Raw genomic sequence first — 14,225 nt, forward strand, 5'->3', positions numbered from 1 at the left:
AGAAAATAAATCCAAAATAATATTAAGGCTTTTTAATTAAACGGTTATCTTCTTCAATAAATTCTTTATCTATATTATCTAAAGTAGTTTCAAATATATCGATAAAATCTTTACCGTAAATATTGCGTAAAATAGCCATGATTTCCATGTTTTCTGGGAATTTACCATAAAATTCTTTTAAAGGTAAAGTACCTTGGAAAACCGAATTAGTCTCAGGATCAAATTCTTCTAATATATCTAATAAAATATTTTTACCTTTTTCAGTTAACTCAATATAAGTATTTCGCTTGTCTTCTACTTTTTTAGAAAATACTAATAAACCACGTTCCTCTAATTTTTTAGAGAAATTAAAAGCAGTAGATACATGCATTACACCAAATTTAGCAATTTCAGAAATTGAAGCACCCTTTAAGTGGAAGGCGATCATTAAAATATGATGTTCATTGATATTTAAATCATAGGGTTTAATCCATTGTTGCCAGTCTTTTTCAACTGATTTCCATAATGCTTTTGAAATTTGTGCAATTCTTTGACTAAAAATCAAAGCTTCTTTCATTGTGTACATTTTTTGTTCAGTTTTCATCAATTCACCTTCTTTTCTATTTAACTATTTAACTATCTATTTATTATTATGCCAATAATATGTGAATAAATAAAGAACTTTTAGTTAGAATTTTTAAAAATTTTCACAAAGTAGTTGATAAAATTCTACAATTTTATATTATAATTATGGGTTAAGGATAAAAAACAGTATGCTTATATAATAATTATTTGTGAGAAAATAGAATTTTGGCTTAAATAATATTATTAGGTATATAGTAAATATATAATATAAATCATTAAAAATACAGTATAAATAATAGTTTAAATTTGGAAACTAAATAAAAAACAGGAGATCATTGATCTCCTGTTTTTATTTATATGAAGTATTCAATTATTATTGTTTAATAATGTTATTTTCGATACATTTTGCAATTTTTTGTAGATGTTCATTTGTGTAATTTTCGGTATTTGTCTCCCATTTGACATCAAAGCCATCATTTTTTCCATATCGTGGTAAAATATGCATATGATAATGAAATACAGTTTGCCCTGAAACTGCACCACTATTATTAATAATATTTACACCTTCAACATTAAATGCTTTTTTGATTGCATTTGCAATTATTGGCATCTTTTTGAAATAGACACTTGCTGTTTCTTCAGTCATAGAAAATATATTTTCAACATGATTCTTTGGAATAACTAATGTGTGTCCCTCTGTAACTTGACTTAAATCTAAAAAAGCTAATACATTGTCATCTTCATACACTTTAGATGCTGGGATTTGACCTTCTACAATTTTACAAAAAATACAATTCGCATCATGTACCATTTTAATCAACACTCTTTTCTATTTTTTCCCTATTTTACCATAAATTTGTTGTGAATAAAAAAGCAGTATTTTTGATTTCTGAAAGACTTTTTTTAGTCTCGGATAAAAAAATAAAGTTGAATTACGATGCAGGATGCTCCCTTTCCGTGGGGTGTGAACTGAGCCTCCTCGGTTAGGACTGAGGGGTCTCACCCTTACTCGCTACTCCCACAGGAGTCTCGCATCTTCAACCCAAATCAAACATCTTTATATACTCTTCCTATTAAATCTTTCAGAGCAATGAGTTTTGTTTAATATCAACAATAAAAATTAACAGTTTCCTACTGTCCGATTTAATAATTGAAAACAAAAACAAGAAGCAACTTCTAATAGTTGCTTCTTGCTGAAGGGGAAAGTTGTTAGTTTTTTGAATGGTCTTTGATAGACACCTCATTTGCTTTAATGTTCAATTAATTTGTACACCTTTTATAATAAATTATATGCTCTGGTCGAGACACCTCATTTACGATTTTGGTATACTAAAGACCTTTGTAATAATAGATATTGTTCAAGCGTACCATCTCCTTAGATATTTTCGTTGAAGTTTGACAACGATGGTTTATCGAGGAGATACTTGTTCACTAAAAACAATGATCTGATTTAGGTTTGAACGCAAATAATAACTTATTTAACACACAACTCATTTCAATTGTTTGAAAAGAAAGAGTGTGCACTTTCCCTTCAAGAATAGAATACCCTAAATGCAAAACAGTATTCGTATTAAGAGCAAAGTTTTTATTTTTTTAGGATCTGCTTTATAAGATTTAAATTTTTTAGCGCTTTTAATGAAGGGATTAGATCCTTAAAATGAAACAAGAAGCAACTAGTAGTTGCTTCTTGCCGAAGGAGAAAGATATTGGTTTTTAAGTTAATTGTCTTTAACAGACACCTCATTTGCTTTTTTAGTTCAATTAATTGGTACACCTATAAATAAATTATATGCTCTGCTCGAGACACCTCATTTACAAAGTTGGTATACTAAAGACCTTTGTAACTATAGATATTGTTCAAGCGCACCATCTCCCTTGATATTATCACTGCTGTTTATGACAACGATGCTTTATCTTAGGAGATACCTCATTTCACTTAAAACATTTATCTGACTTAGGTTTGAACGCAAATAATATACCTTTAACACACACCTCATTTCAAATGGTTGAACTGGAAAGAGTGTGTTTCTTTCCCTTCAAGAATAGAATACCCTTTAGACAAAATAGTATTCAAAAAAAAGAAGGATTTTTTTTTAGGTTCACATAAATATGATATTAAGGAAGTTACAGTTAATATTTGTTACAATAAATAAAGTAAAGTACTATGAAAGGATTTGTAGAAAATGACTTTATTAGAAGTACAAGATGTATCAGGTGGCTATACTAGACAACCTGTTATTAAAGATGTTTCATTCACAATTAATAAACATGAATTGGTTGGTCTAATTGGATTAAATGGCGCAGGGAAGAGTACAACAATCAAACATATTTTGGGGCTTTTGAAACCATTAAAAGGTGAAATATTAGTTAATGGTAAAAATTTTGATAAGGACCCTACAGAGTACCGTGCAAGTTTATCTTATGTACCAGAGACTCCAATGATTTATGATGAACTAACACTACAAGAGCACTTGGAACTTACTGCCCTAGCATACAACATACCTGAATCAGAGTTTAAAAAACGCAGTGAAGAATTACTGAAAACATTTCGACTTTATGAAAAAAGAAAGTATTTTCCTTCTACGTTTTCAAAAGGTATGAAACAAAAGGTAATGATCATTTGTTCTTTAATCGTTCAACCACAGCTATACATAATTGACGAACCTTTCTTGGGGCTAGATCCAATTGCAATAAATGATTTACTTGAGATTTTAAAGAAAGAAAAAGAAAATGGAGCAGGTATTTTAATGTCTACACACATTTTATCAACTGCACAAATTTATTGTGATTCTTTCATTATTATTCATGAAGGAATTATTATTGCAAAAGGCTCCTTAAAAGAACTTCAAAAACAATATGATATGCCAAATGCTTCATTAGACGAAATTTATATTTATGCTACTAAGGATAAAAAAATATGAAGAATGTTAACGAGTTATGGCTTAAACGTTTTCGTGATTACATAAAGGAGTTATCAAAGTATAGTCGATATATTCTAAATGATCATATCAAATTTGTTCTTGTATTTGCTTTTGGTGGAGGGGCATATTACTACCAACAATTTCTTAAAACGATGTCGCCAAATTTTCCAGCTGAATTAGTTATTTCTATTCTATTTAGTTTGCTTGTATCTACAGGTCAAGTCATGACATTTTTCAAAGGTCCAGACTTGTTGTACTTATTACCTCTAGAAAAAAGAATGAAGGTATATTTTATTCGGTCATACATTACTTCTTACATGGCTCAAATTTATTTATTGTTGATATTTTTAGGAATCGCCTATCCGATTTACAAGAAATTTTTATTAGGAGAAACAACAAGTTTCATCATATTTATTCTCATTATATTCTTGTTGAAAGGATATCATCTATTTATTTCTTTTGTTCATACATCAAATAAGGGGATTCTTAATTGGGGTTTTGATTATTGTGTACGATTTTTAAGTACTTTTTTCTTTCTATTTAGCTTATTAAATAAGTGGTATAGTCTGATTATTTTACTTCCAATACTACTTTTAGCGACGTATGCAATCCTAATCCAAACAATCAGTCTTAATAAGCGTGTTCAATGGGAAAGAAATGTCAAACTTGATACAACGAGATTATCAAATTTTTATCGTTTTGCTAACATGTTTACGGATGTACCTTCTATTCAACAACAAGTAAAGCGCCGTAGATGGGCAGATCCATTAATTAATAAAATTAAAACAAACAATGCAGCAAATTATTTGTTAATTAGAACTTTTATTCGAAATGGTAATTATTTAAGTATGTTTATTAGGCAATTGCTGGTCGGAGCATTTGTTATTTATTTAGTGCCAACTTTTGTAGGGAAGCTAATTATAGGTTTCATTTTCCTTTACTTGATAGGGATTCAAAATATGACAATTTTGAAACAATATAATTATCACTTGTTATGGAAAATATATCCTTATACAAATGTGGGGAATCGAAAATCCATTTCAACACTTTTGTATATACTACTGATAATATGTACTCTAGTTTTTAGTATTATTGCTTTAATAATGTTGAAATCTATAGTAAGTTTTGCATTGATTGTTATCGTGTACACTTTATTCTCAGTGTGGTTTATCAAATTTTATGTCCGAAAAAGGTTGAACCAACCACAACAATTGTAAAGGGTGATCTAAATGGACTCTTACGAACTTCGTATTCAATATGAAATTTCTAGATGGAAGCAAAAAATAATGGCTGATTCAAACTTTTTTCAATCTTCAGCAAAGAAAGTCCAATTAAAGATACAATCTTTATTGCCTGAACAAATTCAGGAATTACTTACCCAAACAGTTAAAAATATGATGACTTTATTTATGGGAGGTTCAACTGTATTTAGTGGCGGAAGTGAAGAGTATGAAGCATTGTCGCTAAGAGAAAGAGATGCAATTCTTGATAAGAAATTGAACGAATATAAAAAGATATCTGCAGTTGAAGGTGCTGGGACAGGTGCTGGTGGTATTCTACTAGGACTAGCAGATTTTCCATTATTAATGGGAATTAAAATTAGGTTTTTGGTGGAAGCTGCAAGGATATATGGTTATTCTCCTAAAGTAGAAATAGAGCGGCAATTTATGTTATATATATTTCAACTTGCTTTTTCAAGTGATGAGCATAGGAAGAAGACCTTGCAAATTATTGAAAACTGGGAAGAGAAATTGGATGGAAATCCTCAAGTTAATTGGGATAAACTTCAACAAGAATATCGAGATCATATTGATTTAGCAAAATTGCTACAATTGGTCCCATTAATCGGTGCCCCTGTTGGAGCGTATGTTAATTATCAGTTACTAGAACAGCTAGGTGAAACAGCAAAAAATTCATATCGATTAAGATATTTAAAAGAAAAAGGAGAACTTGTGAAATAAAGTTCTCCTTTTTCTTTTATTTTTGCCCAACTAATTTATTCGAATGTTTTAATGAAGCTAATGTAACAGAACCTAATGTTTTGGCAGCTATTAACATAGCTTTCTCGTCAAAATCGAATTTAGGATGATGATGAGGGTAAGGTTCAGAGATTGCAGGAGATTTTGCTCCTGTAAAAAAGAATGTACCAGGCACTTTTTGCAAATAGTATGCGAAATCTTCTCCACCCATTTTTGGGTCCATTTCTTTTAAGTGTGAAACTTCATCAATCGAAGCAGCAACTTGGACTAGTAAATCTGTTTCTTTTTCATGATTAACAACTGGAGGATAACCATCATCATATTTAAACTCATATGTAACATCATTCGCAAGACAAATTCCTTTAATGACTCGTTCCATTTGCTCTTTAACTTGTGCTTGAATTTCTTTTTTAAATGTTCTTACTGTTCCTATGAGAGTCGCTTTGTCTGCGATGACATTAAAAGCGTTCTTAGCTTCAAAGCTCCCAATAGAAATTACAACTGTATCAATTGGATTTGTTTCACGACTTACAATTTGCTGTAATGCAATAACTAATTGACTGGCAACTACAATGCTATCTTTCGTACGATGAGGTTCTGCACCGTGTCCGCCTTGTCCTTGAATTGTAATTGTAAAACGATCAGCCGCAGCCATAATTGGACCACTTCGATAACCGATTGTACCTAAATCTTCTACAGCCCAAAGGTGTGTACCATAAACTTCATCTACACCATTTAGACAACCATCTGCAATCATTGAAATTGCACCACCTGGCGCATATTCTTCAGCATGTTGATGAAGAAAGACAACCTTTCCATCCCATGTATCTTTTAAATCAAAGAAAGCCTTCGCTAAATAAAGTAATGTTGCAGTGTGCCCGTCATGACCACAGGCGTGCATTACACCAGGTACTTTAGATGAATATGATACATTTTTTTCATCCTGAATTGGTAAAGCATCAAAATCAGCTCGAATTGCGATTGTTTTGCCAGGGTTTCTACCAGTTATAGTTGCTACGATTCCATTTCCTCCAACATTTGCCTGATAAGGAACCCCTAATTGTTTATAAAAGTTTTGAATGAATTTTGCAGTTTCATATTCTTTAAAAGAAAGTTCGGGGTTTTCGTGTAAGTACCTACGAGTAGTAACCATTTCTGGATAATACGAATCTAACATTGAAAATAAATCAGACATGTTTTCACTCCTCCAACTATATATCTGTATATCCTATTCAAGAAATATAGCGGATATCCTTCAAAAAAAGTTAGATAAAATCTTGTTGAAATTTGTATTTCCAAGGAAATAAGTAGCGAAAATAATATTATAATGACTTATTCATGGGAATAAATGGATATACTAAGACGGAAATGGTTAGAGAAATGAAGGTGAATGGTTTGAAAAAATGGGGATATGTAGCGATGGGACTTTTAAGTGTCCTATTAGTTAGTTTCTTTGGATTCCTATTAATCGTCTTTCTAGGAAATTATGTAATAGATGAGGAGAAACTTGTCGTTCATTCTTCTTCAGAAATGGTAGATTTGGAAGGGAATTATATTTCAAAACTCTATAATGAAAATCATCAAATTATTTCAATAAATGATGTTCCTGATTTTACAAAACATGCGATTGTTTCAATAGAGGACGAACGATTTTATAAACATCACGGAATAGATATGCAATCAATATTTCGTGCGATTGTCCATGATTTAAAGGCGTTTAGCAAAGTTCAAGGAGCAAGTACTCTTACTCAGCAACTTGCAAAGAATGTTTTTTTGACGAATGATAAGACATTTATGAGAAAAACAAAAGAGGTAATAATTGCAATAAATCTTGAAAGAAAGTATACAAAAGATCAAATATTGGAAATGTATTTGAATCAAGTTTATTTTGGACATGGGGTGTACGGAATCGGTGGCGCAGCCAAATATTATTTTGGAAAAGATATTCAAAATTTAACAGTAGATGAAAGTGCTTCTCTTGCAGCTCTTTTAAAGGCCCCGTCACATTATGATCCAGTTAATCAACCAGCAAGAAGTTTGGAAAGAAGAAATTTAGTATTATTTAAAATGTTGGATAATCATTATTTAACTGATGTTGAATATCGGAAATACAAACAAAAACCAACCAATTTACATATTACTGAACAGAAATTCGAAAATGGATACGCTACATATATCGATATGGTCATTAAAGAAGCAAAAGAGAAATACGATATTTCGTATGATGAATTGTTAAATGGCGGATATAAAGTTGTCGTGCCTATACACAAAAAAACACAATTAACAGCCTATAAATATTTTAAAAATGGAAACTATTTTCCTGGAACTGATTCGAACGCTGAAGGAGCTTTTATTTTAATAAATGCTGAAACAGGTGGAGTTGAAGCAGCAATTGGTGGTAGAAATTATTACTTCCAAGGATTAAACCGTATTAATGTTAAAAGACAACCAGGTTCAACAATAAAACCATTACTTGTGTATTCACCTGCACTTGAAACAGGAAATTACAATCCATATTCTTTAATTCCAAATGAACAAAGTGCATTAGGAGATTACAAACCAAAAAATTACAATGAACAGTATTCTAAGAATATTTCAATGTTTAATGCAATAATAGAATCCGCAAATGTTCCTGCAGTTTGGTTATTAAATGATATTGGAATGGACGTAGCTAAAAGCTATTTAGAAAAGATGGACTTAAAGATTCCAGATAAAGGATTGAGTATGGCTTTAGGAGGTCTTAAAGAAGGACTTACGCCATTGCAACTAGTAAAAGCATATAGTTCATTTGATCATAATGGAGATGCATTAGAGCCTTTTGTCATTAATGCAATTTATGATCGAAATAATGAGTTAGTCGCGGAAGTGAAAATTAAACAATATAAGGTATTTTCATCTCAAACATCATGGTATATGACGAAAATGTTAAGTGGTGTTGTAAAAGAAGGTACAGCAAATAGAGGTAAATTTAATGGTGATTTGGCGGGGAAAACGGGTTCAACAAATATTCCGGGTCAAACAAATGGAAATAAAGATGCCTGGTTCGTTGGCTATACCCCAGAGGTAGTAGGTACGATTTGGATGGGGTATGATAAAACTGATTCAAAGCATTTTTTACGAAATGGTAGTACATATCCAACAATCTTATTTAAAAAGATTCTAAGTGAAGCTGGGCGGGAACCTTCGTCTCATTTTGAGAAACCAAAAAATATAGATGATTTAGATTCTCCAATTCAAATCAAACCAGTTTCAAATGTTCGTTCGAAAGTGAAATTCTCACCGTTTGGTTTATTTTCAGTTGTAATTAATTGGGACAAACCGACCGATAAGCGACAACAATATCGTATTTATCGTGTAAAAGATGGTAAAGAAAAATTAGTTGATACAGTTACTGGACAAAATGAATATCGAGATTCATTCGTAAATGTATTTAATGTTCCTTCTTATTATGTAGTTCCTTACAATCCTCAAACAAATGAAGAGGGTGAGAGGTCTAAACTTGTCAAACCGAACATAAGAAATAAAGAATAGACATTTTAAGGCTCTCCTTCTTATCAATTGATTTGAAGGAGAGCTTTTTTCGTTTATATAGTTTTCTATTAGTTTATAGTGTGTTATAGCTAGATTCTCTTTAAAAATGTTGCTTGGAAAGCAAGTAACCTGGAGTGGAAATCAACTAGGGCATTCTTAAAAGTAACAAAGTTTAAGGATACATCTTAAATCAAGACTACGTAATATAAGATTGTTTTTTACCGAAACAATTGAACAATAAGTTGAATGGAAAGGAAGGTGCTTGACTCCTGTGGGAGTAGCGGGACAGCAGAGACCCCACAGGCGGTTTAGCCGAGGAGGCTCAGCGCCCGCCCCACGGAAAGCAAGCAACCTGAAGTGGAAATCAACTAAGGTCACTCTTAAATAGCAACAAACTTTACGGAAACAACATCCTTTATAATAATTATCAACTAATAAAAATTATTAATATTATTCATTCGATATTTTAGTTATATTTTGATATAATTTTTTATGGGAAAAGTATAGTAGTAAAATAGAACTATTAATTGATAAAAAATGTAAATTAAGTGAACATTATGTGTCATTAATCGAGTTTTCTATACAATTTATGAATCAATCAGTATATTTAATAGTAGAGTTTGGAAAGCGAAAGGGAGACTTTTGAGGATGAAAAAAGATTTTAACGATACATTTTTACGAGCGGCAAAAGGAGAATCAGTTACACATACACCAGTTTGGTATATGAGACAAGCAGGTCGTTCTCAACCAGAATATCGCAAAATTAAAGAGAAATATTCATTATTTGAAATTACTCATCAACCTGAATTATGCGCATATGTAACAGCGCTTCCAGTTGATCAATACAATGTTGATGCAGCAATTTTATATAAAGATATTATGTCTCCATTACCAGCAATTGGAGTAGATGTAGAGATTCAGTCAGGGATAGGACCGGTTATTAGTAATCCAATTCGTTCTTTAGAAGATGTTAAAAAGTTAACTGATATTCATCCTGAAGAGCAACTACCATATATTTTTGAAACGATTAAATTGTTAACAACTGAAATACTGTCTGTACCATTAATTGGATTTGCAGGCGCACCATTTACAGTTGCAAGCTATATGATCGAAGGAAGACCATCGAAAAACTATAATAAAACAAAATCATTTATGTATGCACAGCCTGAAGCATGGTTTGCATTAATGGATCATTTAGCAGAAATGACAATTAAATATGTTAAAGCTCAAGTTGATGCAGGGGCAAGTGCAATTCAATTGTTTGATTCATGGGTAGGAGCATTAAATGCAACTGATTATAGAATATATATCAAACCATGTATGGAGAAAATTTTTAGTGCACTAAAAACTTTCAATATCCCGACAACTATGTATGGTGTTGGAGCAAGTCATTTAATTCATGAATGGAAAGACCTTCCATTGAATGTAATTGGTTTAGACTGGAGAACAACGATAACTGAAGCACGTTCTTTAGGGATTACAAAAACATTACAAGGTAATTTAGATCCTGCGTTTTTATTAGCTCCGTGGGAAGTAATTGAAGCTCGTGCAAAAGAAATTTTAGATGAAGGTATGGCAAATCCAGGTCACATTTTCAACTTAGGTCATGGAGTATTCCCAGAAGTAAATCCTGATACTCTAAAGCGTTTAACAAGCTTTGTACATGAGTACTCATCAAGGGTGAAAGTTTAATTTAGAAGGACTATGGTGATGACATGAAAGAAAAAATTGGTCTATTAGTTATGGCATACGGCACGCCATACAAAGAATCAGATATTGAACGTTATTATACAGATATTCGTAGAGGTAGAAAACCTTCGTCTGAAATGTTGGAGGAGCTTACTGAACGTTATCGCGCGATCGGAGGAATTTCTCCATTAGCTAAAATTACATTAGAACAAGGAATGGCATTAGAAAATGACTTAAATGAGATTCAAGATAAAGTAGAATTTAAAATGTATCTTGGTCTTAAACATATTGAGCCATTTATTGAAGATGCTGTTGATCAAATGAAAAAGGATGGAATAACAAAGGCAGTTAGTATCGTACTTGCTCCGCATTATTCTACTTTTAGCGTGAAATCTTATAACGAAAGAGCTACGAACCATTCATCAAAAATTGATGGTCCAGCGATTATTCATGTAGATGATTGGTATAAAGAAGAAAGATTTATTCAATATTGGGTTCGCGAGGTTGAACAAATTCTTGAGCCCATGAATGAAAAGCAACGTGAAAAAACTGTCTTTATATTTTCAGCACATAGTTTGCCTGAAAAAATTCTCACTTATGGCGATCCGTATCCCGAACAACTTAAGCAAACAGCTGAATTAGTAGTTGAACAATCAGATATTCGTCATTATTCATTAGGTTGGCAAAGTGCAGGAAATACTCCTGAACCTTGGCTTGGACCTGATGTTCAAGATTTAACTCGTGAACTAAATGATAAGTTTGACTTCGATACGTATGTGTATTTACCATTAGGATTTGTTAGTGAGCATTTAGAAGTTCTTTATGATAATGATATTGAGTGTAAAATAGTAACTGATGAAATTCAAAAAAAATATGTTCGTCCAGCAATGCCTAATACAGATCCGCTATTCATTAGTGGTCTAAGTACTGTTGTATTAAGAAGGTTGAATGAGCAATAAATCTGTTTTATAAATAGGAGGTTTAAAGATGAAAAAGAAGGTTGTCATTATTGGTGGCGGAATTACTGGATTGACAGCCGCCTACTATTTAAAACAAGAACGAAATAATAAAAACCTTCCGATTGATATTCAATTAATTGAAGCATCATCAAAGCTTGGGGGGAAAATCCAAACGGTTCGAAAAAATGGTTTTGTCATTGAACGTGGACCGGATTCGTTTTTAGCAAGGAAAACAAGCGCATATCGATTGATTGAAAATTTAGGGATACAAGAAGAAATAGTATATAATACAGCCGGTAAGGCCTATGTATTAGCGAATAATAAATTACATGGAATGCCAGAAGGCTCAAATATGGGGATACCTACCCAAATAAAACCTTTTATTTTTTCAGGGCTTTTTTCTCCAATTGGAAAACTTCGAGCTGGTCTAGACTTTGTCTTACCGAAAACAAACGTTGAAGGTGATATGTCTTTAGGTGCATTTTTTAGAAGACGGTTAGGAAATGAAGTAGTAGAAAACTTAATAGAACCATTATTATCGGGTATTTATTCAGGTGATATTGATAAAATGAGTTTAATGGCCACTTTTCCACAGTTTTACCAAATTGAACAAAAACATCAAAGTATTGTTTTAGGCATGAAGAAAGAAATGCCAGTTAAAAAATCAAAAGGTCCTAGAAAAGGGATTTTCCAAACTGTTAGTTCAGGTTTACAAACAATCGTTGATCGAATAGAAGAAGAATTAGATTCAGAAGAAGTATTAAAGGGTGTACAAGTTGTTAATATTGATAAACTGAACGATAAGTATGAGATTACATTAACTAATAATACAACAATAGAGGCAGATTCAATTATTGCAGCTGTTCCGCATCGTTTAGTTCCTGAGATGTTTAAAAATGTTTCTGTTTTTGAACCATTTCGCAAAGTACCGTCAACGTCTGTAGCAAATGTAGCACTAGCATTTCCGGAACATGCGATTAAGAATGACATAAATGGCACTGGTTTTGTTGTGTCACGTAACAATGATTACAATATTACTGCGTGTACGTGGACACATAAAAAATGGCCTCATGCGTGTCCAGAAGGAAAAGTATTATTACGTTGTTATGTAGGACGACCTCATAACCAAGAGATAGTCGATAAAACAGATGAAGAGCTTGTTGAAATTGTATTAGAAGATTTAAGAAAAACAATGGAAATAACAGAGCGACCAGAATTTTATGTTGTTTCGCGATGGAAGGAAGCAATGCCACAATATACGATAAACCACCTAGATCGTACACATAATATGGAGAAATATTTACAAAGTGAAATGCCAGGTGTATCTGTAGTAGGTTGCTCTTTCTATGGATCTGGTTTACCAGATTGTATAGATCAAGGTGAAAAAGCAGTTAAAGATACGATTGAATTTTTATTTTCTAATCAAAGAGAAGCGGCATTAAATTAATATAAAAAGTAAAGCAGTCAAACCTATTTGATTTTCCTAAAATGGAACTTTCAAATGGTTGACTGCTTTTTTCTATATTAAAGTTATTCTTTTTAAAAACTGTTCTTTAAACAATTTGAGCAAGTGTTACTATAACAATCATGTTGTTCTTCAATCGCCGAATTACATTGTAAACATTTTTTCTTAGGTAAAAGTTTCAAAAATTCAGACATTTTAATTAACATGCTGTCCACTCCCTTAATTTATCTTATTAGTATTGTATTACTACAATGTATAAAGTGTCAATCTGTATTAGTACAATTTTAAAAAATAATTCAAATACCTAACTACATATAGTAAGTATCTAATAATGTTGAATTTGGAAAGAATAATAATATTGTCATTAAGGAGTGTGTCGTTATGAAAGTGACGGTTATTGGTTATTGGGGAGGCTATCCTGAAAAGGGAGAAGCCACATCATGTTATTTAATTGAGGAAAAAAATTTCAGGTTACTAGTCGATTGCGGGTCTGGCGCTTTAGCTAGTTTGCAAAATTACATAGATCTTAAGAGCCTAAATTGTGTAATCATTTCACATTATCATCATGACCATATTGCTGATATCGGAGTTCTACAATACTACAAAATTATTAATGCACGTACAGATGGATTTGCTTTACCTATTTATGGTCATAACCTAGACAAAGATAAATTCAATGCTTTAACTTATAAGGAATCAACAAAGGGATATGAATATAAACCAAATGAAGTGCTTAATTTAGGACCTTTTACTATTCAGTTTCTGAAAACTAAGCATCCAGTAGATTGTTTTGCAATGAGAATTGAAACAGCGGATAGTACAGTTGTATACACTGCAGATTCGAGTTATAAGGAAGAGTTCATACCTTTTTCAATGAATGCAGACTTATTAGTATGTGATTGCAATATGTATGAAGACCAAGACGGAACAAAAGCGGGGCATATGAATAGTAAAGATGCTGCTACAATAGCTGACAAAGCTAGCGTAAAGGAATTACTTTTATCCCATTTACCTCATAATGGTGATACAAATCATTTATTAAATGAAGCAGAAAAGTATTATAATGGTCGTATCCATCTAGCTTATACTGGTTTTGAATGGAAAACGTTTTAGAAAT

The 14,225-nt window shown here is 31.9% G+C and carries 12 protein-coding genes; 8 read left to right on the forward strand and 4 right to left on the reverse strand.

The annotated features are described in order from the left end of the window. Positions 1-22: 22 nt before the first annotated feature. Both B7R65_RS09170 and B7R65_RS09175 read right to left on the reverse strand, forming a co-directional pair. Positions 23-583, reverse strand: coding sequence for an HTH-type transcriptional regulator Hpr (locus B7R65_RS09170; RefSeq protein ID WP_088042461.1), 561 nt, complete (start codon positions 581-583; stop codon positions 23-25). Between the two features lie 354 nt (positions 584-937). Next, positions 938-1,375, reverse strand: a complete 438-nt coding sequence (locus B7R65_RS09175; RefSeq protein ID WP_088042462.1) for an HIT family protein — start codon at positions 1,373-1,375, stop codon at positions 938-940. A 1,372-nt stretch (positions 1,376-2,747) separates the two neighbouring features. Here B7R65_RS09175 and B7R65_RS09180 point away from each other — a divergent pair. The 3 genes from B7R65_RS09180 to B7R65_RS09190 are packed head-to-tail and all read left to right on the forward strand — an operon-like array spanning position 2,748 to position 5,446. Then, positions 2,748-3,485 (forward strand): ABC transporter ATP-binding protein, encoded by a 738-nt coding sequence (locus tag B7R65_RS09180; RefSeq protein ID WP_088042463.1) that lies wholly within the window; start codon positions 2,748-2,750, stop codon positions 3,483-3,485. Next, a complete protein-coding gene (locus tag B7R65_RS09185) occupies positions 3,482-4,702 on the forward strand; it encodes an ABC transporter permease (RefSeq protein ID WP_088042464.1) in 1,221 nt (406 codons plus the stop codon). Before B7R65_RS09180 ends, B7R65_RS09185 begins: the two co-directional genes overlap by 4 nt. 12 nt (positions 4,703-4,714) lie before the next feature. Further along, entirely contained in the window at positions 4,715-5,446 is a 732-nt protein-coding gene (locus B7R65_RS09190) for an EcsC family protein (protein WP_088042465.1), read from the forward strand. Between the two features lie 16 nt (positions 5,447-5,462). On the opposite strand, the gene B7R65_RS09195 is transcribed toward B7R65_RS09190, so the two are convergent. Then, positions 5,463-6,659: a M20 metallopeptidase family protein gene (locus B7R65_RS09195; RefSeq protein ID WP_088042466.1), complete on the reverse strand. Its 1,197-nt coding sequence runs from the start codon at positions 6,657-6,659 to the stop codon at positions 5,463-5,465. Positions 6,660-6,844: 185 nt separating this feature from the next. On the opposite strand from B7R65_RS09195, the gene B7R65_RS09200 reads away from it, so the two are divergent. The 4 genes from B7R65_RS09200 (at position 6,845) to hemY (ending at position 13,090) form a co-directional block, all read left to right on the forward strand. After that, a complete protein-coding gene (locus B7R65_RS09200) occupies positions 6,845-8,995 on the forward strand; it encodes a transglycosylase domain-containing protein (protein WP_256941251.1) in 2,151 nt (716 codons plus the stop codon). Between the two features lie 648 nt (positions 8,996-9,643). Continuing rightward, positions 9,644-10,687: a uroporphyrinogen decarboxylase gene (gene hemE, locus B7R65_RS09205; protein WP_088042467.1), complete on the forward strand. Its 1,044-nt coding sequence runs from the start codon at positions 9,644-9,646 to the stop codon at positions 10,685-10,687. 23 nt (positions 10,688-10,710) lie between these two features. Next, positions 10,711-11,643 carry a ferrochelatase gene (gene hemH / locus B7R65_RS09210; protein WP_088042468.1) on the forward strand — a complete coding sequence of 311 codons (933 nt, stop codon included), beginning with the start codon at positions 10,711-10,713 and terminating at the stop codon, positions 11,641-11,643. A 28-nt stretch (positions 11,644-11,671) separates the two neighbouring features. Continuing rightward, the gene (gene hemY, locus B7R65_RS09215) at positions 11,672-13,090 is read left to right on the forward strand and encodes a protoporphyrinogen oxidase (protein ID WP_088042469.1); all 1,419 of its coding nucleotides are present in this window, start codon (positions 11,672-11,674) and stop codon (positions 13,088-13,090) included. Positions 13,091-13,182: 92 nt separating this feature from the next. Here the strand turns inward: hemY and yhfH are convergent, their stop codons facing one another. Beyond that, complete coding sequence (gene yhfH / locus B7R65_RS09220) at positions 13,183-13,314, reverse strand: protein YhfH (RefSeq protein WP_088042470.1); 132 nt, start codon at positions 13,312-13,314, stop codon at positions 13,183-13,185. A gap of 175 nt (positions 13,315-13,489) precedes the next feature. On the opposite strand from yhfH, the gene B7R65_RS09225 reads away from it, so the two are divergent. After that, positions 13,490-14,221: an MBL fold metallo-hydrolase gene (locus B7R65_RS09225; protein WP_088042471.1), complete on the forward strand. Its 732-nt coding sequence runs from the start codon at positions 13,490-13,492 to the stop codon at positions 14,219-14,221. The last annotated feature ends 4 nt before the right edge of the window (positions 14,222-14,225 follow it).

The organism is Bacillus sp. EAC, from assembly GCF_002156875.1.
Taxonomy (GTDB): domain Bacteria; phylum Bacillota; class Bacilli; order Bacillales; family Bacillaceae_G; genus Gottfriedia.